This is a genomic window from Micromonospora sp. NPDC049102 (genome assembly GCF_043197485.1).
GTDB lineage: Bacteria > Actinomycetota > Actinomycetes > Mycobacteriales > Micromonosporaceae > Micromonospora.
Map to the genome: position 1 here is coordinate 65,994 of NZ_JBICTE010000028.1, position 26,640 is coordinate 92,633.

29 protein-coding genes are annotated in these 26,640 nt (G+C 72.0%); 17 read left to right on the plus strand and 12 right to left on the minus strand.

Annotation, left to right across the window (positions count from 1 at the left end):
- The first annotated feature begins 20 nt into the window (after nt 1–20).
- Entirely contained in the window at nt 21–389 is a 369-nt protein-coding gene (locus ACGFH9_RS23595) for a cytidine deaminase (protein WP_393222915.1), read from the plus strand.
- A gap of 4 nt (nt 390–393) precedes the next feature.
- Here ACGFH9_RS23595 and ACGFH9_RS23600 read toward each other — a convergent pair whose 3' ends face one another.
- A complete protein-coding gene (locus tag ACGFH9_RS23600) occupies nt 394–753 on the minus strand; it encodes a YciI family protein (protein ID WP_355237894.1) in 360 nt (119 codons plus the stop codon).
- Between the two features lie 122 nt (nt 754–875).
- Between ACGFH9_RS23600 and ACGFH9_RS23605 the strand changes: the two genes are divergently transcribed.
- The 5 genes from ACGFH9_RS23605 to ACGFH9_RS23625 are packed head-to-tail and all read left to right on the plus strand — an operon-like array spanning nt 876 to nt 6,878.
- Entirely contained in the window at nt 876–2,819 is a 1,944-nt protein-coding gene (locus ACGFH9_RS23605) for a multicopper oxidase family protein (protein ID WP_393222918.1), read from the plus strand.
- Nucleotides 2,820–2,879: 60 nt separating this feature from the next.
- Nucleotides 2,880–3,926: a FecCD family ABC transporter permease gene (locus tag ACGFH9_RS23610; protein WP_393222920.1), complete on the plus strand. Its 1,047-nt coding sequence runs from the start codon at nt 2,880–2,882 to the stop codon at nt 3,924–3,926.
- Entirely contained in the window at nt 3,923–5,011 is a 1,089-nt protein-coding gene (locus ACGFH9_RS23615; protein ID WP_393222922.1) for a FecCD family ABC transporter permease, read from the plus strand. The genes ACGFH9_RS23610 and ACGFH9_RS23615 overlap by 4 nt, the downstream gene beginning before the upstream one ends.
- 20 nt (nt 5,012–5,031) lie before the next feature.
- Nucleotides 5,032–5,931: an ABC transporter ATP-binding protein gene (locus ACGFH9_RS23620; protein WP_393222925.1), complete on the plus strand. Its 900-nt coding sequence runs from the start codon at nt 5,032–5,034 to the stop codon at nt 5,929–5,931.
- Complete coding sequence (locus ACGFH9_RS23625) at nt 5,931–6,878, plus strand: ABC transporter substrate-binding protein (protein WP_393222928.1); 948 nt, start codon at nt 5,931–5,933, stop codon at nt 6,876–6,878. The genes ACGFH9_RS23620 and ACGFH9_RS23625 overlap by 1 nt, the downstream gene beginning before the upstream one ends.
- Nucleotides 6,879–6,987: 109 nt before the next feature.
- Here ACGFH9_RS23625 and ACGFH9_RS23630 read toward each other — a convergent pair whose 3' ends face one another.
- Both ACGFH9_RS23630 and ACGFH9_RS23635 read right to left on the minus strand, forming a co-directional pair.
- Nucleotides 6,988–7,896, minus strand: a complete 909-nt coding sequence (locus ACGFH9_RS23630) for a hypothetical protein (protein ID WP_393222931.1) — start codon at nt 7,894–7,896, stop codon at nt 6,988–6,990.
- A gap of 203 nt (nt 7,897–8,099) precedes the next feature.
- Nucleotides 8,100–8,744, minus strand: a complete 645-nt coding sequence (locus tag ACGFH9_RS23635; RefSeq protein ID WP_355237873.1) for a hypothetical protein — start codon at nt 8,742–8,744, stop codon at nt 8,100–8,102.
- Between the two features lie 223 nt (nt 8,745–8,967).
- Here ACGFH9_RS23635 and ACGFH9_RS23640 point away from each other — a divergent pair, with 223 nt between their 5' ends.
- A complete protein-coding gene (locus ACGFH9_RS23640) occupies nt 8,968–10,059 on the plus strand; it encodes an acyltransferase family protein (RefSeq protein WP_393222933.1) in 1,092 nt (363 codons plus the stop codon).
- Here ACGFH9_RS23640 and ACGFH9_RS23645 read toward each other — a convergent pair.
- Together ACGFH9_RS23645 and trmB are read right to left on the minus strand one after the other, a co-directional pair.
- Complete coding sequence (locus ACGFH9_RS23645) at nt 10,037–12,550, minus strand: DEAD/DEAH box helicase (protein WP_393222935.1); 2,514 nt, start codon at nt 12,548–12,550, stop codon at nt 10,037–10,039. The genes ACGFH9_RS23640 and ACGFH9_RS23645 overlap by 23 nt on opposite strands.
- Nucleotides 12,551–12,644: 94 nt before the next feature.
- Complete coding sequence (gene trmB / locus ACGFH9_RS23650; protein ID WP_393222938.1) at nt 12,645–13,346, minus strand: tRNA (guanosine(46)-N7)-methyltransferase TrmB; 702 nt, start codon at nt 13,344–13,346, stop codon at nt 12,645–12,647.
- Between the two features lie 130 nt (nt 13,347–13,476).
- Here trmB and ACGFH9_RS23655 point away from each other — a divergent pair, with 130 nt between their 5' ends.
- Together ACGFH9_RS23655 and ACGFH9_RS23660 are read left to right on the plus strand one after the other, a co-directional pair.
- On the plus strand, nt 13,477–14,082 hold the full coding sequence (locus ACGFH9_RS23655) for a hypothetical protein (RefSeq protein WP_393222981.1): 606 nt from the start codon (nt 13,477–13,479) through the stop codon (nt 14,080–14,082).
- Between the two features lie 197 nt (nt 14,083–14,279).
- Entirely contained in the window at nt 14,280–14,945 is a 666-nt protein-coding gene (locus tag ACGFH9_RS23660; RefSeq protein ID WP_393222984.1) for a class F sortase, read from the plus strand.
- Here ACGFH9_RS23660 and ACGFH9_RS23665 read toward each other — a convergent pair.
- The 5 genes from ACGFH9_RS23665 to ACGFH9_RS23685 form a co-directional block, all read right to left on the minus strand.
- Entirely contained in the window at nt 14,924–15,226 is a 303-nt protein-coding gene (locus ACGFH9_RS23665; protein ID WP_393222941.1) for a hypothetical protein, read from the minus strand. The two genes, ACGFH9_RS23660 and ACGFH9_RS23665, sit on opposite strands and share 22 nt — an antisense overlap.
- Nucleotides 15,227–15,277: 51 nt before the next feature.
- On the minus strand, nt 15,278–15,607 hold the full coding sequence (locus ACGFH9_RS23670) for an alpha/beta fold hydrolase (protein ID WP_393222944.1): 330 nt from the start codon (nt 15,605–15,607) through the stop codon (nt 15,278–15,280).
- A 293-nt stretch (nt 15,608–15,900) separates the two neighbouring features.
- Entirely contained in the window at nt 15,901–16,218 is a 318-nt protein-coding gene (locus ACGFH9_RS23675; protein WP_393222947.1) for an antibiotic biosynthesis monooxygenase family protein, read from the minus strand.
- A 46-nt stretch (nt 16,219–16,264) separates the two neighbouring features.
- Nucleotides 16,265–17,062, minus strand: a complete 798-nt coding sequence (locus ACGFH9_RS23680; RefSeq protein WP_393222950.1) for an exodeoxyribonuclease III — start codon at nt 17,060–17,062, stop codon at nt 16,265–16,267.
- Between the two features lie 84 nt (nt 17,063–17,146).
- Complete coding sequence (locus ACGFH9_RS23685; RefSeq protein ID WP_393222952.1) at nt 17,147–18,067, minus strand: proteasome assembly chaperone family protein; 921 nt, start codon at nt 18,065–18,067, stop codon at nt 17,147–17,149.
- Nucleotides 18,068–18,468: 401 nt separating this feature from the next.
- Here ACGFH9_RS23685 and ACGFH9_RS23690 point away from each other — a divergent pair, with 401 nt between their 5' ends.
- The 3 genes from ACGFH9_RS23690 to ACGFH9_RS23700 all read left to right on the plus strand — a co-directional run bounded on the left by ACGFH9_RS23690 (nt 18,469) and on the right by ACGFH9_RS23700 (nt 20,372).
- The gene (locus tag ACGFH9_RS23690; protein ID WP_393222954.1) at nt 18,469–19,317 is read left to right on the plus strand and encodes a peptidase M23; all 849 of its coding nucleotides are present in this window, start codon (nt 18,469–18,471) and stop codon (nt 19,315–19,317) included.
- 106 nt (nt 19,318–19,423) lie between these two features.
- Entirely contained in the window at nt 19,424–19,570 is a 147-nt protein-coding gene (locus ACGFH9_RS23695) for a hypothetical protein (RefSeq protein WP_355237852.1), read from the plus strand.
- A gap of 46 nt (nt 19,571–19,616) precedes the next feature.
- Nucleotides 19,617–20,372, plus strand: coding sequence for an EcsC family protein (locus tag ACGFH9_RS23700; protein WP_393222956.1), 756 nt, complete (start codon nt 19,617–19,619; stop codon nt 20,370–20,372).
- A gap of 21 nt (nt 20,373–20,393) precedes the next feature.
- Here the strand turns inward: ACGFH9_RS23700 and ACGFH9_RS23705 are convergent, their stop codons facing one another.
- Nucleotides 20,394–21,245 (minus strand): GDSL-type esterase/lipase family protein, encoded by an 852-nt coding sequence (locus ACGFH9_RS23705; protein ID WP_393222959.1) that lies wholly within the window; start codon nt 21,243–21,245, stop codon nt 20,394–20,396.
- A gap of 187 nt (nt 21,246–21,432) precedes the next feature.
- On the opposite strand from ACGFH9_RS23705, the gene ACGFH9_RS23710 reads away from it, so the two are divergent.
- Genes ACGFH9_RS23710 through ACGFH9_RS23730 form a run of 5 tightly spaced genes read left to right on the plus strand, consistent with a single transcriptional unit; the run spans nt 21,433 to nt 25,996 of the window.
- Nucleotides 21,433–21,696, plus strand: a complete 264-nt coding sequence (locus tag ACGFH9_RS23710; protein WP_393222962.1) for a DUF6343 family protein — start codon at nt 21,433–21,435, stop codon at nt 21,694–21,696.
- A 12-nt stretch (nt 21,697–21,708) separates the two neighbouring features.
- Nucleotides 21,709–23,124: an NADP-dependent succinic semialdehyde dehydrogenase gene (locus tag ACGFH9_RS23715; RefSeq protein ID WP_393222964.1), complete on the plus strand. Its 1,416-nt coding sequence runs from the start codon at nt 21,709–21,711 to the stop codon at nt 23,122–23,124.
- A gap of 40 nt (nt 23,125–23,164) precedes the next feature.
- Nucleotides 23,165–24,130 (plus strand): TIGR03885 family FMN-dependent LLM class oxidoreductase, encoded by a 966-nt coding sequence (locus ACGFH9_RS23720; protein ID WP_393222967.1) that lies wholly within the window; start codon nt 23,165–23,167, stop codon nt 24,128–24,130.
- A gap of 37 nt (nt 24,131–24,167) precedes the next feature.
- Nucleotides 24,168–25,742, plus strand: coding sequence for a Na+/H+ antiporter (locus ACGFH9_RS23725; RefSeq protein ID WP_393222969.1), 1,575 nt, complete (start codon nt 24,168–24,170; stop codon nt 25,740–25,742).
- Nucleotides 25,739–25,996, plus strand: a complete 258-nt coding sequence (locus tag ACGFH9_RS23730) for a UBP-type zinc finger domain-containing protein (RefSeq protein WP_355050245.1) — start codon at nt 25,739–25,741, stop codon at nt 25,994–25,996. The genes ACGFH9_RS23725 and ACGFH9_RS23730 overlap by 4 nt, the downstream gene beginning before the upstream one ends.
- Before the next feature lie 3 nt (nt 25,997–25,999).
- Here ACGFH9_RS23730 and ACGFH9_RS23735 read toward each other — a convergent pair whose 3' ends face one another.
- Nucleotides 26,000–26,533: a GNAT family N-acetyltransferase gene (locus tag ACGFH9_RS23735; protein WP_393222972.1), complete on the minus strand. Its 534-nt coding sequence runs from the start codon at nt 26,531–26,533 to the stop codon at nt 26,000–26,002.
- Between the last annotated feature and the right edge of the window lie 107 nt (nt 26,534–26,640).

A 26,640-nucleotide genomic window follows, 5' to 3' on the forward strand; every position in this document is an offset into this window, starting at 1 on the left:
GTCGAGCGCGGGGGGCCGGGATGGAGCTGCGGGACACCGATCGGGCGCTGGTGCAGGCCGCCACGGCGGTCGCCAAGCTGCGGTGCCGCAGCCAGCGCCACACCGGCGCGTCGGCCGCGCGGACCGCCGACGGGCGGGTGTTCTCCGGCGTGAGCGTCCAGCACGACAGCGGGGACACCTGCGCGGAGCTGATCGTGGTCGGCACCGCCGCCACACAGGGCGTGACCGAGCTGGAGACGATCGTCTCGGTCGCCGACCGGGGCCGGGCGGTCGTCGGGCCGTGCGACAGGTGCCGGCCGGTGCTGACGGCCTACTTCCCGGCGCTGCGGGTCATCGTGGGCGAGCCGGACGACCTGCGGGTACTGCCGATCGAGGACCTGCCCGGCTGACGGGTCAGTCGCCGGCCGCCGCCTCGACCATCGACACGGGGATCGGCACGCTCTCGAACCGCAGGTTGCCCTCCGGCACCATCCAACTCGCCACCCGCGCGGTGAGCAGGCCGGCGCGAACGGCCGGATCGTCGGCGTAGAGCCCGCGTACCTCGTCCGGAGCGATGGAGAACACGACGAAGCCCCGCATCCGGTCGTCGTCGGAATCCAGGAGGGGCCCGGCCGCGAGCACGAGTCCCTGTTCCACGAGACCCGCCTGGTGTGCCAGATGGGCGTCGCGTAACCGGTCGATCGCCTCGCCGGGCAGGTCCGGTGGGTCCGACGGTCGGACCAGGAGGACGACCGTGTGCTGGTCGAATCGCATGTCTCACACCCTATGGCGCTTTCTGTACCTCTTACGGGTGTTATTCATCGTCCACACCACTTGCCCTCGTCCGCGAATCTCATTCTCTTTATTGAGGAACGGATGCGAGTGGGAGGTGCGGCATGGTCAGCAGACGACAGGTGCTGGTTGCCGGTGCCGCCGGTGGCGCCGCGATTCTGGTTCCGGCAGGCTCGCCGGCCGCCGGCCGCGCGCTCGCCGCGTCGACCCAGCTTCGGGGCGCCGACATCCCCAAGTACGTCACCCCGCTGCGAATCCCACCGGCCATGCCGCGCGTGACGTCCGACCCGGAGCGGGACACGTACGTCGTCGGTGTACGCCAGTTCCGCCAGCAGATCCTGCCGTCGTCCTGGCCGCGGACGACGGTGTGGGGCTACGGCTCCACCGCCCACCCCGACAGCTTCGGCTATCCGGCGCCCAGCATCGTCGCGCGGGTGAACCGCCCCGTCCGGGTGACCTGGGTGAACGAACTCGTCGACCACCGGGGTGACTACCTGCCGCACCTGTTACCCGTCGACCCGACCCTGCACTGGGCCAACCCGGCCGGTGGAAGGGCGAACCGCGACGGGCACGGCCACCCCGACGGCAGCCGCCGGGGCTACCGGGGGCCGGTGCCCCAGGTGGTCCACCTGCACGGCGGACACAGCACGCAGGAAAGCGACGGGCACGCCGAGGCGTGGTACCTGCCGGTGGCCCGCGACCTGCCGACCGACTTCGCCGTGACGGGCAGCGCGTACAACGATTTCCGGTCCCGCTTCGCCGAGCGGTCCGGCCTGCGCTGGGAGGCGGGCTCGGCCACCTTCGAGTACGACAACGACCAGCGGCCCTGCACCCTCTGGTACCACGATCACGCGCTGGGTCTCACCCGCGAGAACATCTACGCCGGACCGGCCGGGTTCTACCTGCTCGGCGGCGACGACCTGCCCGACGGAGTGCTGCCCGGCCCGGCGCCCGGTCACGACGACCCGCCGGACACCGCCTACCACGACATCCCGTTGCTGATCCAGGACCGCAGTTTCAGCCCCGACGGCGAGCTGGTCTATCCGGGAAATCACCACGACGGGTCGGCGTGGACGTCGGCGTTCTCCGGCTCCACCATCGTGGTCAACGGTCGCACCTGGCCCAACCTGACGGTGCAGCGCCGGCGCTACCGGTTCCGGTTGCTCAACGGCTGCAACAGCCGCTTCCTGATGCTCAGCGTCGCCGCTCACGCCACCGCGCGGCCGGCCCGCCCGGTGCTACCCATCTGGCAGATCGGCAGCGACGGCGGTTTCCTGCCCGAACCGGTGCCGCACCAGGGTCTCACCCTCGGCCCCGCCCAGCGGGCCGACGTGATCGTCGACTTCACCGGCGTGCCCGTCGGCACCGAGCTGTACCTCGTCAACGAGGGACCCGAGTGGGCGTACGACGGCGGCCGGCCCGGGGTGGACTTCGCGCCGTCCGACCCGCGGAGCACCGGGCAGGTGATGCGGTTCGTCGTCACCGAGGCGACCGGCGCGGACCCGAGTGTGCCGCCGGAGCACCTGCAACTGCCGGCGCACCCGCGCCTCGGCCCGGCGGAACGGGTCCGGCGGTTGTCGCTGAACGAGCGCATGTCCGGCCGGTCGATGGTGATGCTGCTCGGCACCCTCGACGAGCGCGGCCGGGGTCTGCCGATGCGCTGGACCGATCCGGCGACCGAACAGCCTCTCCTCGGCGCGACCGAGGTGTGGGAGGTGCGCAACTTCACCCGCAACGTCCACCCCGTCCACCTGCACCAGGTCCAGTTCGAGCTGCTGGGCCGAGGGCGGTCGGGCCGGTCGGAGCCGCGGCCGGGGGAGCGCGGGTGGATGGACACGGTGCTCGCGTACCCGTGGGAGGTGACCCGCATCAAGGCCCGATTCGACCTGCCGGGCCACTACTCCTGGCACTGCCACCTGTTGGAGCACGAGGACAACGAGATGATGCGCCCGCTGAACGTGCTCCCACGCGGCGGCGCGGCGGCTGGGGACGGCGGCTCGGCGGGCCTGCCGCAGGGCGCCGCGACAGCATCGACCGACGCCAGTTAGGCCACTTTCCGCAGGTCGGCTAAGGTTAGGCGAACCTAAGCTCGAACGTGCAGGAGACTCGTGACCACCCTCGTCGCCCGGCCGACGTCGGCCCGCAACTCCTCCGGTGCCCGCACCGGCCGGCGGGTCGTCGTCACCGTCGGAGCCGCGCTGGTGTTGCTGCTCGCCGTACTGGCCAGCTTCGCGCTGGGCAGCCGGCAACTCGGAGTCGGCGCGGTCTGGCACGCCCTCGTCGCGCCGGACGGCAGCGATGCGAGCATCATCGTCCGGGAACTGCGCATGCCGCGTACCGCGCTCGGCCTCGCGGTCGGGCTCGCGCTCGCCGTGGCCGGCGTGCTGTTCCAGGCGCTCACCCGCAATCCCCTCGCCGAGCCCCGCATCCTCGGCATCAGCGCCGGCGCGTCGTTCGGCGTGGTGCTCGCCATCTCCGTCTTCGGCATCGGCACGCTCGCCGGGTACGTCTGGTTCGGCATCGCCGGCGCACTCGCCGCCGGCCTGCTGGTCTTCGCCATCGCCAGCCGGGCCCGTGAGGGCGCGAGCCCGGTCACCCTCGCGCTGGTCGGCGCGGCGCTCGACGCCAGCCTGGCCTCCATGGTGTACGCGCTGCTCAGCATCGACGCCCGCACCTTCGAGGAGTACCGGTTCTGGGTGGTGGGCGGACTGGCCGGAAGGGACCTCGGTGTCACCGCCCAGGTGCTGCCGTTCGTCCTCGTCGGGCTGCTGCTCGCCGCACTGGTGGCCCGGGGCCTGGACGCGCTGGCCCTCGGCGACGACGTGGCCCGTGGCCTGGGCCACCGCATCGGCCTGGTCCGCCTCGGCGGTGGGCTGGCCGCCGTGCTGCTCACCGGCGCGGCGGTGGCCGCCGCCGGCCCGGTCGCCTTCGTCGGACTGGCCGTGCCGCACCTCGCCCGTGCCCTGGTCGGCGCCGACCACCGCTGGACCCTCGCCGTCTCGGCCCTGCTCGGGCCCGCACTGCTGCTCGGGGCAGATGTCGTCGGCCGACTCGTCGCCCCACCCGGCGAGATACCGGCCGGCATCGTCACCGCTCTGATCGGCGCGCCGCTGCTGGCCGTGCTGGTCCGCCGCGCCCGGGTGGTGACCGCGTGACCCGGGCCAGCCTGCCGGCTGCCGCGCCCGCCGCCTCACCGGCCGCCGGTCAGGCCCGGGTGTCGGGGCGGTCGCTGGTGCGGATCGGCCCGGTCAGCCTGCTGATCCGCCGTCGCGCGACGCTGGTGGCCGCCGTGCTGACAGTGCTGCTCCTGCTGGCCGTCGTGCTCAGCCTCTCGCTGGGTACCCCGTACGTCGCCCCGGCCGACGTGCTGCGGGCGCTCTCCGGCGCCAACACCCCGTACGACCTGGTGGTCTTCGATCTTCGGCTGCCCCGGGTCGTGCTGGCGGCGGCGGCCGGCGCGGCCTTCGGCGTGGCCGGCACGCTGATCCAGAGCGTCGCGCGCAACCCCCTGGCCAGCCCGGACGTCATCGGTATCACCCAGGGCGCCGGTCTCGCCGCGACTGTGGCGTTGACCAGTGGTGCGGCGGCGGTGCTGGTGGCACCGAGCGCGTTGGTCGGCGGACTGCTGGCGGCGGTGCTGCTCTTCGCCCTCGGTGCCCGGCACGGGCTGGCCGCGCAGCGGTTCGTCCTCGCCGGCGTGGCGGTCGCCTTCGCCTTCCGGGCGTTGACCGAGGTGGTGATGCTCACGGCCGATCCGATCGACGGTCTGCGGGCACAGATCTGGCTGATCGGCACCCTGGCCGGCAAGGGCTGGACCGAGGCCGCCTGGATCGCCGGCACCCTGCTGGTGCTGCTGCCGGTGCTGGCCTGGGCCGGCTGGGCCCTGAACAGCACCGCCCTCGACGACGACACCGCGCGAGGCGTCGGCCTGCGCCCGGTGGCCCGCCGGATCGGCCTGGCCGGCACCGGCGTGCTCGTCGCCGCGATGGTCACCGCCCAGGTCGGCGCCGTCGACTTCGTCGCGCTCGTCGCGCCTCAGGTGGCCCGTCGACTGGTCCGCGCCGAACGGCCCCCGCTGGTCTGCGCCGCGCTGCTCGGGGCACTGCTGCTGGTCCTCGCCGACCTGGCCGGTCGCCGACTGTTCGCGCCCACCCAACTGCCGGCGGGCGTGCTCACCGCCGCGATCGGTGGCCCGTACCTGATCTTCCTGCTGCTCCGTGGACGGCGGCGGTCGTCGTGACGCCTCAAAGGAGTCGTGTGATGCTCTCCACCCGCGACCTGGTCGTCGGCTACGACGAGCGGACCGTGCTCGACGGGCTCACCCTGGATTTGCCCACCGACGCGTTCACCGTGATCGTCGGCCCCAACGCCTGCGGTAAGTCCACCCTGCTGCGCACGATGGCCCGGCTGCTCACCCCGCGACGCGGCACCGTCCTGCTGGACGGCACCGCCATCCGTGACCTGCCCACCCGCGACGTGGCCCGTCGACTCGGCGTCCTGCCGCAGAGCCCGCTGGTGCCCGAGGGCGTCACTGTGGCCGACCTGGTCGGACGCGGCCGACAGCCGTACCAGCGGTGGTGGCGGCAGTGGTCGTCGTCCGACGCCGCGGCGGTCGACGAGGCGATGGCCCTGGCCGACGTGGCCGACCTGGCCGACCGGCCGGTGGACAGCCTCTCCGGCGGCCAGCGGCAACGGGTGTGGATCGCCATGACCCTCGCCCAGGACACCGAGGCGCTGCTGCTGGACGAGCCGACCACCTTCCTCGACCTGGCCCACCAGGTGGAGGTGCTGGACCTGCTGCACCGGCTCCGCGTCGAGCGGGGCCGGACCGTGGTCGCCGTGCTGCACGACCTCAACCAGGCCGCCCGCTACGCCGACCACCTGGTCGCGATGCGCGCCGGCGCGGTGGTGGCCGCCGGCCCACCCCGGGAGATCCTCACCGCCGAACTGGTCCGCGACGTCTTCGGGCTGGCCTGCGTCGTCGTTCCCTGCCCGGTGACCGGCGCCCCGCTGGTGATTCCCGCCCACACCGGCGGCCCGGCCCTTCCCGCCGCTGCGGGCGATCCCGATTCGTCGACGGCGTCCGTACCGGACGCCCGATCCGCCGACGGTGATGCGGCCACCCCGCTCGCCGGCACGTACCCCTCGAAAGGACACTGATGCGTCGTCTCGTCGCCGTTCTCGCCGCGACCGTCGCCCTCGGGGCCGGCCTCACCGCCTGCGGTGAGAGCGACCCGGTCGCCGGCTCCACCACCGGGGAGACCCGGGAGATCACCCACGCCATGGGCACCACCAAGGTCCCGGCCGAGCCCAAGCGCGTCGTCGTACTCGACACCGACAAGATCGACACGGCGCTCTCGCTGGGCATCACGCCCGTCGGCGCGGCCACCGCCGGCGAGGCCAAGAGCTGGCCGACGTACTTCGGTGCGGACAAGCTCGCCGGCATCAAGGAGGTCGGGGTGCTCACCGAGCCCGACCTGGAGGCGATCAACGCGCTCAAGCCGGACCTGATCCTCGGCAGCAAGTTCCGCCAGGAGAAGTTCTACGACGAGCTGGCCGCCATCGCGCCGACCGTGTTCACCGACAAGGTGGGCATCACCTGGAAGGACAACTTCCTCCTCGACGGCAAGGCGCTCGGCCGCGAGCAGCAGGCCAAGGACCTGCTCGGCGCGTACGAGAAGCGGGCCAAGGACTTCGGCGCCACCCTCGGCGACCCCGCCGCCCGCAAGGTGTCGATCGTGCGCTTCATTCCGGGCAACATCCGGGTGTACGGGCCGGACTCCTTCTCCGGCATCGTCATCGCCGACACCGGTCTCGGTCGTCCCGAGCGGCAGATGCTGGCCAACAAGGAGGACAAGCGCTTCGACCTGGTCAGCCCCGAGCGGATCAACGAGGTCGACGGCGACGTCATCTTCGTGACCGCGTACGGCGACAAGGCCGCCGCAGAGCAGACCAAGGTGGCCGGCGGAACCCTCTGGAAGGGCCTCGGCGCGGTCAAGGCCGGCAAGGCGTACCCGGTCTCCGACGAGATCTGGATGACCGGCATCGGAGTTGGCGCCGCCAACAAGATCCTCGACGACCTGGCGAAGTACCTCCCCGCCACCTGAACACCCCCGGCGCCCCGCCCCGCGCCCCCGGCGCGGATGATCGCGCTCGATCCAGGATGTAGTGGCTTCCTACGCGAAGGGAGGCCACTACATCCGTGTTCGAGCACGATCATCGAAGGTCGCGGGAGCCTGAGCGCGATCGAAGGGCGGCTCGGACCTCGGCGAGGAACCCGTCGAAGTCGTCCCGGAGGCGCTTGGCAGCCACGTGCAACACGATCCAGTCGCCGCCGAGCAGTCGGTTGAGCCGTCGACGGTCCCGGTGGAACTGCTCGGGGTCGTCGTGCCAGAGCCCGTCGTACTCCACGGCGACCCTGAACCGCGGCCAGGCCAGGTCCAGCCGGGCCACGAACCGGCCCTGATCGGCCACGACCCACTGAGTCTCCGGGCGGGGCAGGCCGGCGAGCACCAGCCGCACCCGGGTGCGCGACTCCTGCGGGGACTCCGCGCCCGCGTCGGCCAGGTCGACCGCTCGTGACAGTGAGCGCCAGCCGCGTCGACCTGCTCGACTCAACGCGTACTCGCGCAAGGCTGGCATGGTGGTCAGCCGCAGGGCCAGCAGAGCGTCGATGACAACCACCGCCTCCACCACGTCGAGCCAACGGGCCACGTCCCAGCAGGTCCGCGCAGGGCTCGTCACCGTGATCCCGGCACGGTCCATGATGTCGCCGGAGTCGATCTGCCCGTGGTGGACGCGGATGCCGGCGGTCGGACCGATCCGGGAGTCAGCGGGCACCAGGACGTCCACTGGTTCACCCGCCCTCGGGCTCGGGCAGCCGTACAAACCGGCGGCGGCCCGGTCGGCGATGGCCGCTCCGGGCGGAAGCAGCCATCGTCCGACGGCGGCACATCTGATGGCGTGTGTGACGGTGAGTCGAGCGTCGGCGTAGACGTCGCGAAAGAGCGGTCGCCATGCCGAGCTGCGGAGGTCGTTGCGGATCCGCACACCGCGCGACACGGCAGTGGAACCGCGGAAGACGCGACCCCGCAACTGCGGTGGCCGACGAGGAGCTCTGGGCATGACTCCAGGCTGACCGAACGCTGTCGCCCTCCGCTGCCCCTGTGGATAACCGCCGGCAGCGCTCCCGTCATCGCCATGATCGCGCTCGAACATGGATGTAGTGGCCTCCTCCTACAGCGAGGCCACTACATCCTGGATCGAGCGCGATCATGCTGGGCGCGGCGTGCGGGCGTGCGGGGCGGGGCCGGTCGGGGCGTGGTGGGTCAGGCGGCGGTGGACCAGATGGCGCGGAAGGCGGCGGCTTCGCCGGCCAGCCAGCGTTCGATCTGTTCGGGCTTGGCGTCGGTGGGCATGCGGTGGGCCTGACCGCGCCGGACGTCGACCAGGACCGGCTCGGCGTGCGGGAGGACCGCGTCCATGTGGCGGGCCATCAGGTGCAGGGTGGCGAGCATCGACTCCTCACTCGGTGGCGCCTCGTCGAAGTGCAGTCGGACCGCGTCGGCGCGACCGTCGGCGTGACGTACGCCGAAGTGGGGGTTGATCTTGACGGGCAGGTCGCCCAGCATGGCCAGGGCGTCGCGGGTCTGGGCCAGATCGAGGGTGGCCGGGTCGCCGAGGGAGTGCAGCCAGGCCGTCGCGCCGGGCACCAGCGCCTGGTAGAGCGGGCGCCAGCGTGGCTTGACGACGTCGACCACCCCGGACAGGTGGGTGCCGCCGGTGTGGAAGGCGATGTCGGCCTTGAGCGCCTTGACGAACTGGCCGTGCGGGTTGAAGCCGGAGCGGCTGGCGCGCTGCTTGCGCAGACCACCCACGAAGGTCGCCTTGGTGGGGCCGGTGCGGTCGACGTAGCGGGTGAAGCCGAGCAGGGTGGTGTAGGGCGTCAGGGGCGTGGAGGTGGGCGCGGTCACGGGCGTCCTCCCAGTCGTAATCCTGCAGGTCAGGATCTCTATTAGTACATACATTCTAATCGACGGGTCTGACATTGCCCAGCGAAGTTCCGGGGTGAAGCGCGCCCTGCCAATCGCTCACCCGGCTTCGAGATGCAGCAACTTTGCGGCATTTGTGGCGTTATTGTGCCTTGTGGTCATTGTTACGACGTCCAGGGTCGTCCGCCCTGGCAGGGGCGGGGCGGTGCGAACCGTCCCGTCCGCCGAACCCGACGACCCCGCCGTCCACCGGGACCGCTACCTGGACCTGCTGCGGACGCTCGCCCTGGGCCGCGTCGTGCTCTTCCACGTGACCGGTTGGGTCTGGCTGAGCCTGTTGGTGCCGGCGATGGGTCTGATGTTCGGCATCGCCGGCTCGCTGATGGCGGCGTCGCTGGACCGGCACGGTCCGTCGGCCGTGCTCCGGCGGCTGCGCCGGCTGCTGCTGCCGCTGTGGGCGTACGGAGTGATCACCCTGGCGGTGCTCTCCTTCGGCTGGCGTCCGAGGGGCGTGGCCGGCTGGGCGGAGCTGCTCTGGTGGGTCCTGCCCCTGCGGGTGCCTCCCGTGGGCGGGCCGTCCTGGGCCTGGGCCTTCCACATCGGACTGTGGTACGTCGTCACCTACCTGTGGCTGGTGCTGATGTCGCCGGTCCTTCTGCGGGTGTTGCGTCGCTGGCCGTGGCCCAGCATCGGGGCCGCCACGGCCCTGCCGATCGGGATGCACCTCGCGGGGGTGCACACCGGCTACTTCGTCGCCGCCTACCTGTCGTGTTGGCTGCTGGGCTTCGCCCACCACGATCGGCTGCTGCACCGCGTCCCGTCGCGCTGGTACGGCTGCCTCGTCGGGGGTCTGGCCGTGGCTGGCGGGACGTGGGTCGTGACCGCCATGGTGGCCGGCGTGGCGGTCGACCTCAACCACATCGCGGGTGGCACCACACTGTGGTCGATGGCCCTCGTCGCCGTGCTCCTGAGAGTGCGGCCCCGGCTTGTCGGCCGGGTGCCGCTGGACGCTGTGCTGAGGTTCGTCAACGCGCGGGCGGTCACCATCTACCTGTGGCACATCCCCGCCAGCCTCGGGATGTTCCTGCTGCTCGCGCCGGTGCTCCCGTACACCTCGGTCGCCTCGATCACACTGCGGCTGGCCGGGGTGTGCCTACTGGCCGTCGGGGCGGCGCTGCTGCTCGGCTGGATCGAGGACGTGGCCGCCCGACGTACCCCGACACTGGCGGGCCCTCGGTCGGGCGCCGCCGGTCGGCACCGCGCCGATCGACGGGTCAGAGCTGGCCGACGTCGGTGATCCGCACGACCGCCGCGCCGACCTCGTCCGAGGCGACGAGGTCGATCTCGGCGCTGATGCCCCAGTCGTGGTCGCCGTCCGGGTCGTCGAAGATCTGCCGTACGGTCCACCGCTCCCGACCCTGCTCGATCATGAGCAGCGCCGGGCCGCGGGCGTCCGGGCCGACCCCGATCGAGTCGTACGCCTCGAAGTACGGCGCCAGGGCGTCGGCCCACGCGTCGTAGTCCCAGCCGTCCTCGGCGTCCAACTCGGCGAGCAGGTCCCAGCGGCGGAGCGCGGCCAACTCGACGCGTCGGAACAGCGCGTTGCGCACCAGCACCCGGAACGCCCGCGCGTTGCGGGTCACCGCCGGCGGCCGGTCGGTCAGTGCCGCGTGCGCCTGGGCCACCTCGGCCACGTCCGACGGGTTGCGCAGCCGCTCCCACTCGTCGATGAGGCTGGAGTCGACCTGGCGGACCAGCTCGCCCAACCACTCGATGAGGTCGATCAGCTCCTCGGTCTTGGCGTCCTCGGGCACGGTCTGGCGCAACGTCTTGTACGCGTCGGCCAGGTAGCGCAGGACCAGGCCCTCCGAGCGGGTCAGCCCGTAGAACTGCACGTACTCGGTGAAGGTCATGGCCCGCTCGTACATGTCGCGGACGACGGCCTTGGGGGAGAGCTGGTGGTCGGCGACCCACGGGTGGCCCTGCCGGTACATCTCGTACGCGGCCTCCAGCAGCTCCGCCAAGGGCTTCGGGTGGGTCACCTCGTCGAGCAGTTCGAGGCGCGCCTCGTACTCGATGCCCTCGGCCTTCATGGCGGCGACCGCCTCGCCGCGCGCCTTGAACTGCTGCGCGGACAGGATCTGCCGGGGGTCGTCGAGGATCGACTCGATCACGCTGAGCACGTCCAGGGCGTACGACGGGGACTCGGCGTCGAGCAGCTCGATGGTGGCCAGGGCGAGGGGGGAGAGCGGCTGGTTGAGCGCGAAGTCGAGCTGGAGGTCGACGGTGAGGCGGATCCGCCGGCCCGTCTCGTCCGGCTCGGGCAGCTCCTCGACCACGCCCCCGGCGCGCAGCGCCCGGTAGATGGCGATGGCCCGGCGGATGTGCCGGCGCTGCGCGGTGGGCTCCTCGTGGTTGTCGGTGAGCAGGTGCCGCATCGCGGTGAACGCGTCGCCGGGGCGGCCGATCACGTTGAGCAGCATCGAGTGGCTGACCTGGAAGCTGGACGTCAGCGGCTCCGGCTCGGCGTCGACCAGCCGGTCGAAGGTGGGCTGCCCCCAGCCGATCGAGCCCTCCGGCGGCTTCTTGCGGACCACCTTGCGCCGCTTCTTCGGGTCGTCACCGGCCTTGGCGAGGGCCTTCTCGTTGTCGATGACGTGCTCGGGTGCCTGCACGACGACCCGGCCGATGGTGTCGTATCCGGCCCGGCCGGCCCGCCCGGCGATCTGGTGGAACTCGCGATTCTTGAGCAGGCGGGTGCGGACCCCGTCGTACTTGCTCAGGCCGGTGAACAGCACCGTGCGGATCGGCACGTTGATGCCGACACCGAGGGTGTCGGTGCCACAGATGACCTTGAGCAGGCCGGCCTGGGCGAGGGTCTCGACGAGACGGCGGTACTTGGGCAGCATGCCGGCGTGGTGCACGCCGATGCCGTGCCGGACCAGCCGGGAGAGCGGCTTGCCGAAGCCGGAGGTGAACCGGAAGCCACCGATCGCCTGCGCGATCATGTCCTTCTCGGCGCGCGTGCAGACGTTGACGCTCATCAGGGCCTGGGCGCGTTCCAGCGCGGCGGCCTGCGTGAAGTGGACGACGTACACCGGGGCCTGCTTGGTCTCCAGCAGCTCTTCGAGCGTCTCGTGCAGCGGCGTCATCGCGTACGAGAAGATGAGCGGGACCGGCCGCTCGGCCGAGCGCACGACGGCGGTCGGCCGTCCGGTACGCCGGGTCAGGTCGTCCACGAACCGGGTGGTGTCGCCCAGGGTGGCGGACATCAGGATGAACTGGGCCTGCGGCAGCTCGATGATCGGCACCTGCCACGCCCAACCACGGTCCGGCTCGGCGTAGAAGTGGAACTCGTCCATGATCACCTGGCCGACGTCGGCCCGGTCGCCCTCGCGCAGCGCCAGATTGGCCAGGATCTCCGCGGTGCAGCAGATGATCGGGGCGTCGGCGTTGACGCTGGCGTCGCCGGTGAGCATGCCGACGTTCTCGGCGCCGAAGACCTCGCAGAGCGCGAAGAACTTCTCCGACACCAGGGCCTTGATCGGCGCGGTGTAGAAGGTCGTCCGGTTGTCGGCCAGGGCCGCGAAGTGCGCGGCGACGGCCACCAGGCTCTTACCCGAGCCGGTGGGCGTGTTCATGATCAGGTTCGCGCCGGAGACGATCTCGATGACCGCCTCCTCCTGATGGGGGTAGAGGTCGAGACCGCGCTCCTTCGCCCAGCCGGCGAACGCGTCGAAGAGGGTGTCGGGGTCGGCGCTTGTCGGCAGCGCGGCGGTGAGCGTCATAGCCTGTCCATGGTGCCTGGATCATGCCCTCCGGCGCCAACCGGCGCTGTTTTCAACGCAGCCGGACGATCAGTCAGCGTCCCCGGACGATCAGTCAGCGCCGCCGGAAGATCAGATCGGCGACCGGCCGGCCGGCCGTGATCGCCCGCCGCTCGAACTTCGTCACCGGGCGGTGCGCGGGCCGTGGCGCGTAGCCGCCGTACGCGTCGACCAGTTCCGGGTCCGCGTCCAGGGTCTCCCGCATCGCCTCGGCGTACTCGGCCCAGTCGGTCGCGCAGTGCAGCACGCCGCCGGGGGCCAGCCGGGACCGCAGCAGCGCCACGTGCGCCGGCTGGATGATCCGCCGCTTGTGGTGCCGGGCCTTCGGCCACGGGTCCGGAAAGAACACGTGTACGGCGGCCAGCGCACCCTCCGGCAGGCCGCTGACCAGCTCCAACGCGTCACCCCGCGCCACCCGCACATTCCCCAGGTCAGCGCGGTGCGCCAGGTCGAGCAGGTTGGCGATTCCCGGCGTGTGCACCTCGACCGCCAGATAATCTCGGTCCGGGTCGGCGGCGGCCATCGTGGCGGTGGTGTCACCCATGCCCGAGCCGATCTCCAGCACCACCGGGGCTCGGCGGCCGAAGAGGGCGGCCAGGTTGACGGGCTCGCCCGACACGTCCAGGCCGTAGGAGGACCACAGCCGGTCCAGCGCCTCGGTCTGTCGGCTGCTCATCCGCCCCCGGCGGGGGTGGAAGGTGCGGATCATCCGGGCCGTCGGCGCGACGGTGGCGGGGTCAGGGTCGGTGGTGGTCACAGCGAACCGAGCGTACGCGACGTCGTCCGCGGATCGGATGTGATGTGCGACCGGGAATGAGAGGATCCAGTTGGTACGGCAGGCCGGGCGGTCCGCTACCCGGCGCGGTCCGACGGCGTCGAGAGGGGGCATCGTGGCAGTGACCCGTGGCGGCGTGCTCCTGTCGGTGGCGACAGTGCTCGCCTTTCCCCTGCTGGCCGCCGCTCCCGCACTCGCCGCTCCTGCCGCGCTGCCGGCCCCCGCTGCCGCGCCCGCGCCGCAGCCCGGAGGCGTACCGGGTGGCGCGCCGCAGCCGACTCCCGTGGTGGACATCTTCGTCGAGGTGAGCCCCAGCACCGTGCAGCCCGGCTACCTGGTCGGCATCCGGGCCAGTTGCCGGGACAACTCGATCGGCGCCACCGTCGTCTCGGACGCCTTTGGCGCGGTCGGCGTGCAACCGCAGGGCGGGGTGCTCACCGCTGCGCCGATGGTCCGCGAGCGCACCCGCCCCGGCAACTACCGGGTCAAGCTGGAGTGCCGCGACGGTGAGACGGCGTCGACCATGTTGCAGGTGGTGAAGTCGGTGCCTTCCCCCCACCCCAGTCGAGGCCCGGCAACCGGCTTCGGTGGCAGTGCCGGGGGAGTCACCGGCAGTCTGCTGCTGCCCAGCGGCGCGGCGCTCACCGTCGCCGGGCTGGTCATCGCGGTGGTGGCCCTGCGTCGGCCCCGTACCGTCCGTGGCCTCGGGCGCCGCTGAGCCCCGCCGTGGAGATCTTCCGCCCCACACCGCCGCCGGACGGCTCCCGTCCGCCCGCCGGCTCCCGTCCGGCTGGCGGCGCGTGGCTGCCCGACGACGCCCGCCCGCCCGACGATTCGCGCTCGCCCGCTGGCGCGGGGCCCTCCGCCGGCTCGTCGGTGTCCCGCTCGTCGCGTGTCTCCGGTGACCGGCCGGCGGTGGCCGCCCGTCCGCCGACCGCCGTCGCTCCCCGGCGCAGCCGACCGACGGGGCGCAGCCCCTGGTCGGTGCCGCTGGCCGTGGTGCTGGTGCTGGTGGGCGTCTTCGCCACCGGCGCGGGACTGGGCCGTTCGGTCGGTCCGCTCGACCTGACTCCGGCCGGCGACGACCGCCCGCCCCGCAGCGAGACGGTCGGGTTGTCGGCCAGCCGCCCGGTGCGACTCACCGTTCCGGCGATCAAGGTGGAGGCGCCGGTGGCGCCCGTCGGGCAGGCGCGGGACGGGACGATCGCCGTACCGCCGCTGGAGAAGCACAACGAGACCGGCTGGTACGACCGGGGGCCGACGCCCGGCGAGCCCGGTCCGGCGGTCATCGTCGGGCACGTGGACACCAAGAGCGGTCCGTCGGTCTTCTACGACCTGGGCAAGCTGAAGCCCGGTGATCTGCTCGAGGTGGCCCGGGCGGACCGGTCGACGGTGGTGTTCAAGGTCGACACCGTCGAGCGTTTCCCGAAGGACCAGCTACCCGCCGAGCGCATCTACGGCCACGACGGACCGGCTGGGCTGCGGCTGATCACCTGCGGTGGCCAGTTCATCGGCGGTCGCACCGGCTACGCCGACAACGTGATCGCCTTCGCCACCCTTCAGTCGTCCCGCAAGCCCTGACCGGGGCCCGGCTCGCCTTGATCAACACGAGATCGGCGATATCGGGGTGTCCCGGTGGCGCTGACACCAACCTGGCCGTGCTGGCTCCAGAGGAACAGCAGCGGGCAGGCGATCTTCCGGCTCCCTCGGTCCGCCTGGTCCTGGTCGTAGTCCAGCGTCGCCGCAGCCCGGAACTCCTCGCAGATCGCGTGCACCGTGGCCTGGTCGCTGAACTGCCGCACGTGGGCCGCCCGTACCTCGGCGGGAAAGGCGTCCTTGACCTCCGGCCAGTTCTCCAGCATGTAGTCGACAGCACCTCAGGCGTGGGTGGGTGATACGTCCTTTGCTCTGCTTCAGCGGAGGAAACGCTCGTGGCCTTCCGGTGTCGCCTTGGTTGAAGCAGAGCAAAGGACGTATGCAGAGGTGGGACGCGTGTAGAGCGCAGGCTGGGTGCAGAGCCATGGGCGTCTCCGGACGCAACCAGGGCCGCTGTCTCCCCAACCGCGCAGGTCGGTGGCGACGACGGTGAAATGCTCGGCGAGCCGGGGCGCAACCTTGTGCCACATGAGGTGCGTCTCGGGTACGCCGTGCAGCAGCAGGACCGGAGGTCCGTCGCCGCCACGCCGTCCGCGGATCGTTGTGCCGGACGTGGCGATGTCGAATTCCTCGAAGCCGTCGAACATGCCTGAGCCTTCGTACCCTCGCTGGTCAGCGGGCCAGGGCAGCGACTATCGGAAGAGGCTTGGTCGCCTTGGGGATCGGCTCATCGATCGGCACCGTGGCGAGTCGGAGGTGCCTGGAGTGCCGAGGCCGCAACGACTGTCCGCAGCTCGACTGGGCAATCGAGCTGACGGTGGACGTCGTCGCGGTCATGTTCCAGAAGCGGTGACTGTCAAGCCGCAGGGCATGCCTGCCTCGGACGCGCGCCAGCACTGCGCCGCGCTGGCCCGATCAAGGCGCCGGCCGCCGCGGACGGTCAGGGCTGGGGGACGTGCAGGGCCACCTCGAACTCCAGGAGGGTCGCGCCGCTGGAGACCGGCGGGCGGGGCTTGTCGCCCGCAGCGGTGCCGTGCGCGGCGCGCGACGGGCCGGAGGCCCAGGCCTGGTACGCCTCCTCGCTCTCCCACCTCGTGTAGACGAAGTAGCGGGTCTCGCCGGCGACCGGGCGGAGCAGTTCGAAGCCGAGGAAGCCGGGGGAGCCTTCCACCGCGCCGGCCCGCGCCGCGAACCGCTTCTCCAACTCGGGGCCGGCGTTCGGCGGAACCTCGATTGCGTTGATCTTCACGACTGCCATCTGCCCACCCTAACCAGCGTCGACGGCCTCCGGTGGCGGCGAGCGGTCAGAACGCCTCGACCGCCGGAACGAGGTCCGCGTCGACCACGATCGGCGCGTGGTCGGAGGGGCCCTTGCCCTTGCGGGCCTCCCGGTCGACGTACGCCGAGCGGACCGCTCGGGCGAACGGCGCGGAGGCGTACACCAGGTCGATTCTCATGCCCTTGTTCTGGTGGAACATCCCGGCGCGGTAGTCCCAGTACGTGAACGGGTGCGGCCCCTTCATCGGCGTCGGCACCACGTCGTCGAGCCCGAGGTCGCGCAGTGCGGCCAGGGCGGCCCGCTCGGCCGGGGTGACGTGCGTGGAGTGGGTGAACACCGCCGGGTCCCAGACGTCGGCGTCGGTAGGTGCGACGTTGAAGTCGCCGCAGGCGGCCAACGGCAGGCCGCCGGCCAGCTCCGCTTCCAGCGCGTCGCGCAGCGCCGCGAACCAGGCCAGCTTGTACGCGTAGTGCGGGTCGTCGGGCGTACGCCCGTTGGGGACGTACACCGACCAGACCCGCACCCCGGCGCAGGTGGCGGAGATGGCTCGGGCCTCCGGCTCGGGAAAGCCGGGCTCACCCGCGAAGCCGACGCGGACGTCCTCCAGGCCGACCCGGGACAGGATCGCGACCCCGTTCCAGCGGCCGTCGCTGTGGCTGGCGACGCGGTAGCCGAGCTCGCCCACCTCGGCCACCGGGAAGGCGCCGTCCGGGCACTTCGTCTCCTGCAGGCAGACGACGTCGGGTGCGGTGCCGGCCAGCCACTCCAGCAGCCGGGGGAGCCGTGCCTTCACCGAGTTCACGTTCCAGGTCGCCAGGCGCATGCCTCCACCCTGCCGCATCCGCCGCCACGACGCGGGCTCAGCCACGCGCCGTGTCGGCGTCCAGTGCGGCGAAGGGCTGCCGGCTCAGTTGCCGGGTGTGTCGCCGGGACGGGTCTGTTCGGCCAGGAACCGTTCCAGCTCCGCGCCGAGTTCGTCGGCGGTGGGCAGCGGACCGGCGTCCGGGGCGAGCAGACTGCGTTCGCCGCGGCCTCGGGCGAACGCGTCGTACTGCTCTTCCAGTGCCTGGACCAGGGCGGCGGCGTCCTCGGTCTGGGCGACCTGCCGGTCGATCTCCACCCGGACCACCTCGGCGGCCGAGCGCAGACCGTCGCCGGGCAGCAGCAGCCCCGTGCTGCGGGACACGGCGCTCAGCAGCACCTCGGCGGCGGCCGGGTACTCGGTCTGCGCCACGTAGTGCGGCACGTGTGCGGCGAAGCCGAGCGCGTCGCGGCCCTGCTCGCCGAGGCGGAACTCCAGCAGGTGGCCGACGCTGCCGGGCACCTGGACCCGTTGCAGCCACGGCTCGTACCCGCTGATCAGTTCGGGGCGGGTGGCGTGGGCGGTCACGCCGGTCGGCCGGGTGTGCGGCACCGCCATGGGGATCGAGTTGAGCCCGACGGTGAGTCGTACGTCGAGCCGGGCGGCGAGCCCTGCGACGGCGGCGCTGAACCGCTCCCACTGAAGGTCCGGCTCGGGGCCGGTGAGCAGGAGGAACGGCGTCTCGTCGTCGTCGTGCAGCAGGTGCAGCTCCAGCTCCGGCGCGTCGAAGCTCTCCCAGTGGTCCTCGTTGAAGGTCATCACCGGTCGCCGGGAGCGGTAGTCGAAGAGCTGGTCCACGTCGAAGGTCGCGATCGGCCGGCCCTCGAGCGAGGTGAGCAGTTGCTCGCGGGCGAGCCGGCTGGCGTTGCCGGCGTCCACGAACCCGGTGAGGGCCTGGATCAGGACCGGTTGCCCGAGTTCGGGCAGATCGTCGGTGAGCTGGTAGAGCTCGTGTGGGTCGAGCACCGGTGCGGACCTCCCTGGAATGTGCCTACTCGGATGCCGTCGCGACGGGTGGCACCCGGTTCGGGCAACGTACCCGCCATCCTGGTGCATTCCTGAGTCGGGCGATCCGTCGCCCGCCCGCTGGGCACGATCGGACGAACCACCCGATTACGCCAATCGGCCGATGGGCGGTTCAACCCAAAGGCCGAGTTTGTCGATCATGTCGGGTCGCGCGGTCCGATGTCCGTCCGTGTCGCCGTCCGTGTCGCCGCACGAGGTCCGCCGCTTTTCTCCGGTACGCGAGGTCCGTTCCTCGGGCGAGTCGACCGGTCCCGCTCGTCCACCGGGGTGACCCGATTCTGTGGCGAGGACCACGTGATCACTGTGCGTGATCGAGGTTTCCGTCTGCCTAGCCTCGGCTGATGCGTGACGACGGCACCCTCGACGACCCGTACGCCCCGAGCAGCCCCACTACCGAAACAGGGGAAGGCACCTCAGCCGAACGGACAACCGCCGCGAGTCGGCTCCGGGCGTACGCCCGCGACCTGATCGGCCGACGCCGCGCCCGGGTGGCACTCGCCACCGGCGTGGTCTGCTGTCTCGGTCTGGCCGCCGTCGCCCAGGTCCGGGACCAGGACGCCGACGCGCAGGCGACCGAGAAGACCTCCGGCGTCGAGCTGGCGGAGCGCGCCGAGCAGCAGGCCGCGTCCCGCGCGCTCGACCGCTCGGCGGCCCCGTCCGCCACCCCGTCGGCGTCCGTCACCCCCGCCGACCCGGACGCCACCCCCCGCGCGCGCAAGGTCGTCCCGACGAAGCCGAGCCGCCCGGCGCCCGTCGCCGGTCTCGACAAGGCCCAGATGGAGAACGCCGAGGCGATCGTCCGCGCTGGCCGCAAGATGGGCATCCCGCGCCGTGGCCTGGTCATCGCGGTGGCGACCGCCATGCAGGAGAGCAACCTCTACAACGTCGCCAGCGGGGTCCTGCCGGAGTCGCAGGACTACCCGCACCAGGGCGTCGGCTGGGACCACGACTCGGTCGGACTGTTCCAGCAGCGCTCCAGCAGTGGCTGGGGTCCGGTCGGTCGGTTGATGGACCCGGAGTTCGCGACCCGGCAGTTCCTCACGGCACTTGAGCAGGTGCCCGGCTGGCAGCAGATGCGCCTCACCGACGCCGCGCAGGCGGTCCAGGTCTCCGCGTACCCGGAGTACTACCAGCAGCACGAGTGGCGGGCCACCCGGGTCGTCGACGCCATCGTTCCGAGCGGGCGGTAGCTTACCGACCACTGTGGATGGTGAGGGTTGAGCCTGTCGCGTCCCGGGTACATCCGTTGCGGGTTCGGGGTACACATGACTGAGGAATCACCGACAGGAGGACGACATGTCTCTGATGCAGCGGATCAGCACGTTCCTGCGATCACCCAAGGGTCAGCAGCTGGTGGACCGGGGCCGGCGCGAGCTGGCCAAGCCCGAGAACCAGCAGAAGCTCAAGGGGTTGGCCACCCGGCTGTCCAACCGCCGTCGCTGACCGCGTCACCGGCCGTCCTGCCCGTACCCACCTCTGGGGAGACCCGTTGACCGACACCCCACCCACCAACGGTCAACCCACGGCGCCCACCCCCGAGCCGTCGGCCGGTCTGCCGGCCGTGCCGGCGGCCGCCCCCGAGGGCCCGCCGGCCCGACTGTGGGACCGGATGCGCGACGATCCGCAGTACGCCCCGGAGCACCTCGCCCTGGAGGCGGTACGCCGACTCGGGCCGGAGGCCGCGCAGTGGGCCGCCCGGGCCCGTCACGACAACCCCGGCGTCTCGTCGGACGTCCTGGCCGACCAGGCGGTCCGCAAGTTCGTCAACCTGGCCCGCCTGTCCGGGGCGGTCTCCGGCGCGGCCGGGTTGCCGGGCGCCGTCCTCGACGTCGGGGTGCTGGCCTGGACCCAGGCGCGCATGGTCCTGCACGTCGCCGCCGCGTACGACGTCGACCCGCTGCACAGCGACCGGGCCACCGATCTGCTCGTGCTCCAGCGGGTGCACAAGGTCGCCGAGAGCGCCCGCCTCGCGCTCGGGGTGGCTGCCGGCCGGGAGCGCGCCGACGCGCTGTTCGGCCTGGGGGGCCAGCGTCCGCTGGGCCGGGTCATGGTGCAGCTCGGCGTCCGGCTGGCCCAGATGGCAGGTGTGCGGGCGGCCAAGCGACTCGTCGCCAAGATCGTCCCGGGGGCCGCGATCGTGCTCGGCACCTGGGCCAACTCGTCCGCCACGAAGGATCTGGCCGAGCGTTCCCGGGCGCTCTACGGCCGCCGGGGCATCGACGTCCCGGAGCCGCGTCGCCCCTGACCCGCCCCTCGCGGGGTGGGCTCAGTCGGCCAGGCCGGAGGCGCGCCAGGTCACCTCGGCCAGCCGGTCCTGACCGGAGGCGTTGGGGTGGAACCAGTCCAGCGGGTTGAGCAGGTCCAGGGTGAACCGGACCCGGTGCGCCGCGCCGCCGTCGTGTCGGCAGCGCGAGCCGTACGCCCGGCAGGCCGCGACCAACTGCGCGTTGTACGCGTCGATCCGCTCCCGGACGGCGGCACGGCGGGCCTTGTCAGCGGGCGCGTTCGACGTCGCGTTGGCCAGCAGCGCCGGGCAGATGCCCCGCTTCCACACGCGCGTCGCCCGCCCGTCGTCGTGTCCGACCTCCCAGAGTCGGTACAGGTCGGGGATGCTCACCACCAGCACCCGGGCCTTCGGCCGGCCGGTGCGCAGTGCCCGCAGACCCCGGTCGACGTCGGCCCGGAACTGGTTCACCGACGTCATCGCGTCCACCCCGCCCCGGCAGATGTCGTTGGCTCCGATCAGCACCGTGACGTAGTCGGCGCGGTCGCGTACGGCTGCCTGGGCCTGGCCTTCGAGGGCGTCGGCGCGGGCACCGGGCCGTGCGTGGTTGTACGCCCGGCCGCGGATCGCCGAGTTCTGGTCGAGCAGCCGCCGGTAGTGGCTGTTCACCCGCAGGCCGTCCCCTGTCGACCAGGAGTTGCGCTCGCAGGAGGTGAGCACCAGGCAGGAGGCGAAGCCGGTGCTGATCGAGTCGCCGAGGGCGGCGATGCCGCCGGGACCACCGGACGAGGGCGTGCTCTTCGTGGGACGCGGTGACGCGGACGTGCCGCCCTCACAGGCCAGCGCCACCAGCGCGGCGAGGCAGGCCAGGGCAGCGACCCAGCGTCGAGGCATGACATCCCCCGTCTCGCAGCACAGAGCGACAGCACGGTAACTCTATGCGCTGGGCGTGGTCGGGCGGGAAGTTGCTGTCGGGTATGCGGCGAACGGCACCCGGACACGCCGCCGGGATGCTATAAGCGCTTCCACGTCGGGATTCGGCTACCGGTTAACCGCGCCGATCGGGGGTAGATCGTCAGGTATGACGAGATCGCAGCCCCGGCGCGCCCGTGGCACGGTCGGCCACGCGTACAGCGCCCTGAACCTCCGGCTCACACTCGCCAGCTTCGGTCTGGTGATCATGGTGATCTTCGCGGTGCTGGCGTTCTGGGCCGGCATCGCCTGGCTCGGCGTGCTCTGCGCGATCCTCGCCGCCGTAGCCGTGGTCGACCTGGTCGTGATCCAACGCCGCCGCGCCGCCCGCCGCCGTGAGGAGCCGGGCGTACGACACTCGCTGTTCGAGTGACAGGAGGACGAGATGCCCCACATCGCCACCACCAACCCCGCCACCGGTCAGGTGCTCAAGACCTACGAGGCGATGTCCACCGAACAGCTCGACGCCGCCATCGAGCGCACCGACCTCGCGTACCGGCACCTGCGCGGCACCGGCGTCGACGAGCGCGCCCGGTGGATGAACGCCGCCGCCGACCTCCTGGACGCCGAGCGGGACGAGACCGCCCGGATCATGACCACGGAGATGGGCAAGACGTACGCGGCCGCGCAGGCCGAGGTGACCAAGTGTGCCGCGGCGGCCCGCTTCTACGCCGACAAGGCGTCCGCGTTCCTCGCCGACCAGCCGGCCGACGCCGCCGCCGTGAAGGCGACCAGGGCGTTCATCCGTTACCAGCCGATCGGCGTGGTGCTCGCCGTGATGCCGTGGAACTTCCCGCTGTGGCAGGTGATGCGGTTCGCCGCCCCGGCGTTGATGGCCGGCAACACGGGCCTGCTCAAGCACGCCTCGAACGTGCCGCAGACCGCGCTGCTGCTGGAGGACGTGTTCCGCCGCGCCGGCTTCCCGGAGGGCGCGTTCACCACCCTGCTGGTCGGCTCGGACGCCGTCGAGCGCATCCTCGCCGACCCCCGGGTACGCGCCGCGACACTGACCGGCAGCGAGGCGGCCGGGCGCTCCATCGCGCAGATCGCCGGCCGGGAGCTGAAGAGGACGGTCCTGGAGTTGGGCGGCAGCGACCCCTTCGTGGTGATGCCCTCGGCCGACGTGGACCGGGCCGCCGAGGTGGCCACGACCGCCCGCTGCCAGAACAACGGCCAGTCCTGTATCGCCGCCAAGCGCTTCATCGTGCACACCGACGTCTTCGACGCGTTCGCCGAGAAGTTCGCCGCGAACATGGCCGCGCTGCGCGTCGGCGACCCGATGGACGCGGACACCGACGTGGGACCGCTGGCCAGCGAACACGGCCGCGACGAGGTGCACGCCCAGGTACGCGACGCGGTGGACAACGGCGCGACGGTGCTCTGCGGCGGTGAGCTGCCCAGCGGCGACGGGTGGTTCTACCCGCCGACTGTCGTCACCGACCTGACGCCGCAGATGCGGATGTGGTCCGAGGAGGTGTTCGGGCCGGTCGCCGGCCTGTACCGGGTGTCGTCCTACCAGGAGGCGATCGAGGTGGCCAACGGCACGAGCTTCGGACTCGGGTCGAACGCCTGGACCCGGGACCCGGCCGAGCAGGAGCGCTTCGCCACCGACCTGGACGCCGGCAACGTCTTCGTCAACGGCATGACCACCTCCTACCCGGAGCTGCCCTTCGGTGGCGTGAAGAACTCCGGCTACGGGCGGGAGCTGTCCGAGCTGGGCATGCGGGAGTTCTGCAACACCAAGACGGTGTGGGTGGGCGAGGGGGCGGCGTCGGCCGGCGCCGGCGCGCACGCCGAGTAACACGCATCACCGAACGTCGTCGTGGGTAGGAGGTGCGCCCATGACGACGTTCGGGTTCCACGCCTCCCACGAGCAGATCAACCCCCGCGCCCTGCTGGAAGCGGTGATGCACGCCGAGCGTGCCGGCTTCGACGCCGCCATGTGCTCCGACCACTTCTCGCCGTGGAGCGAGCGGCAGGGCGAATCCGGCTTCGCCTGGTCCTGGCTCGGCGCGGCCCTCCAGGCCACCGGCATGCCGTTCGGCGTCGTCAACGCCCCCGGCCAGCGGTACCACCCGGCGATCATCGCGCAGGCGATCGGCACCCTCGGCGCGATGTACCCGGGCCGGTTCTGGGCCGCCCTCGGCACCGGCGAGGCCAGCAACGAGCACATCACCGGCGACGCGTGGCCGCGCAAGGACGTCCGCTCCGCCCGGCTGCGCGAGTGCGTGGACGTGATCCGGGCGCTGCTGGCCGGCGAGGAGGTCAGCCACGACGGCCTCGTCCGGGTGGACCGGGCCCGGCTGTGGACGCGTCCCGAGGAGCCGCCCGCGCTGGTCGGCGCCGCCGTCAGCGTCGCCACCGCCCGCTGGTGCGCCGAGTGGGCCGACGGCCTGATCACGGTGAACGCGCCGGTGGAGCACCTGCGGGCGATGATCGACGCGTACCGGGACGCCGGCGGCCGTGGACCGCTGCACCTCCAGGTGCACGTCTCCTGGGCCCCGGAGCAGGCACAGGCCGAGGCGATCGCGTACGACCAGTGGCGCAGCAACGTCTTCGCCCCTCCGGTCTGCTGGGACCTGGAGACCGTCGAGCACTTCGACGTGGCCTCGGCCGACGTACCCGCCGAGCGGGTCGCCCAGGTGGTGAACGTCTCAGCCGACCTGGGCCGGCACGTCGGCTGGCTGGAGGAGTACGTGGCGCTCGGCTTCGACCAGATCGCCCTGCACCACGTCGGGCAGGAGCAGCGCGGGTTCATCGACGCGTTCGGCGCCGAGGTGCTGCCGAAGCTGCGCCCGACGGGCTGATCCGACCTCGGCGACGCGACCCCTAGGCTCGTACCCCATGGAAAGCCTGTTTCCGGTCGTCGTCTTCCTGGCGATCGCCACCCTCGGTGCGGCGCTGGCCCGCCGGCTCGGTCTGCTCGCGCCGATCCTGCTGGTCGTACTCGGACTGGCCCTGTCCTTCGTTCCGGGCTTCCCGCAGATCCACCTCGAGCCGGAGCTGGTGCTGATCGGCATCCTGCCGCCGTTGCTGTACGTCGCGGCACTGGAGACGTCGGTGCCGGCGTTCAAGAACAACATCCGGCCGATCCTGCTGCTCGCCGTGGGCCTGGTGCTGTTCACCGCGTTCGCGGTGGGCGTCGTGCTGCACCTGCTGCTGCCGCAGGTCCCGTTCGCGATCTGCCTGGCCCTCGGCGCGGTGGTCGCGCCGCCGGACGCCGTGGCCGCCACGGCCGTCGCCCGTCGCGTCGGGCTGCCGCGCCGGGTGGTCACGATCCTGGAGGGGGAGAGCCTCGTCAACGACGCCACCGCGCTGGTGCTGCTGCGCGTCGCGACGATGGCCACCATCGGTTCGGCGGTCGGCACGACGGACGTGGCCATCGAGGTGCTGCGCGCCACCGGCGGCGGCATCCTGATCGGCGCCCTCGGCGCGGTGGTCTTCGGCTTCCTGCACCGGCGGATCAGTGACCCGCTGCTGGACAACGCGCTGTCGTTGATCATCCCGTTCGCGGTGGTCTTCACCGCCGAGCACATCCACGCCTCCGGTGTGGTCGCCGTGGTCGTCACCGGGCTCGCCCTCGGGCACAGGCTGCCGCAACTGCTGTCGGCGGCGTCCCGGTTGCAGGTCGGCGCGTTCTGGCGGCTGGTCCGCTTCCTGCTGGAAGGACTGGTCTTCCTCCTGGTCGGGCTGCAACTCCGGGAGGTACTGGGAGACCTCGACGAGCCGGCCGGCTCGCTCATCCTGATCACGTTCGCGGTGCTGGCCACCGTCTTCCTGACCCGCTTCGTCTGGCTCTTCCCGGCCACCTACCTGGCCAGGCTGGTCCCCCGAATCCGCCGCCGGGACGCGGCACCGTCGCCGAAGATCCCGATCATCATCGGCTGGGCCGGGATGCGGGGCGTGGTGACGCTCGCCGCCGCCCTGGCCCTGCCGCTGACCCTGGCCGACGACGAGCCGTACCCGCGGGCCCTGTTCATCTGGCTGGCCTTCGCGGTGATCGTGGTCACCCTGGTCGGCCAGGGCGCCACCCTCCCGCTGGTCGCCCGCCGCCTGAAACTGCCTCAGGACGACCCGGTGCAGGACGCCCTGTCGGCGGCCGGAGTGCAGCAGCAGGCCAGCAGGGCGGCGCGGGAACGGTTGGAGGAACTGGCCGACAGCGCTCCGGCGCCCGTGGTGGACCGGCTGCGCCGGGTGCTGGAGGACCGCACCAACATGGCCTGGGAAAGGCTCGGCGGTGACGAGCGCGAAACCCCCTCGCAGGCGTACGGTCGGCTGCGACAAGAGATGATCGACGCCGAGCGGGACGTGTTCCGGGCTGCCCGGGACTCCGGTCGGATACCTGAGGAGGTGCTGGTGCAGGCCTATCGTGACCTGGACCTGGAAGAGTCGCTGTTGCGGCAGGAGGTGGAGCAGTGAGCTGTCAGCACCTGGCCGAGGCGGGCACGGCCGAGCCGCTTACCCCCGACGAGTGCGCGGACTGCGTCGCCATCGGCAACACCTACTGGGTGCACCTGCGTACGTGCCTGAGCTGCGGCCAGGTCGGCTGCTGCGACTCGTCGCCGAACCAGCACGCGAGCAAGCACTTCGCGTCGACAGGTCACCCGGTGATCCGCTCGGCGCAGCCGGGCGAGGCGTGGCGCTGGTGCTTCGTCGACGAGGAGATCGGCTGACGCTCATTCGAGCCGGCGGACGAGGATCTGACCGGGCCACGGTTCGCGGCCCGGTCGCACGACGGTGAACGGCTCGGTGGCGGTGAAGCCGCAGTTCTCGTAGAACCGGACGAGCGCCCGGTCGTCGCCGCCGTAGCAGTCCACCCGCAGCAGGCCCAACCCCCGTGCCCGGGCCAGGTCGACGGCGTGGTCCAACAGCCGGGCCCCGATCCCCAGCCCGGCGTGCGCCCGGTCGCTGACCAGCAGCCGGACGTAGAGTTCCGGTTCGGTGGCCGGGGGCACGTGCTCGGTGGCGGCACCCACCACCAGCGCGCCGACCGGCTGGTCGTCCCGCTTCGCCAGGTACAGGTCGCCGCTCGCGGCCCAGTCGTCGGCGCGGGCGATCTGGCCGGGATCGGTGGAGGGCGGCCGTGTGCCCCACTGCCCGGTCCGGCCGCGCGCCACCAGCCAGGCGGTGGCGACGTCGAGTAGCCGCAGCACGGCTTCGGCGTCGTCGGGACCGCCGCGGTGGATGGTGATGGTCGGCTGATCCGTCATGCCCGGCATTCTGCTAGTGCCTCGTCATGCGGCCTTGAAGGGGTAATCCGGGTGGCGGATCTTGGAGTTGGTCGCGTATCCGGTTTTCGGTCGGGCTCGCTGGTTGC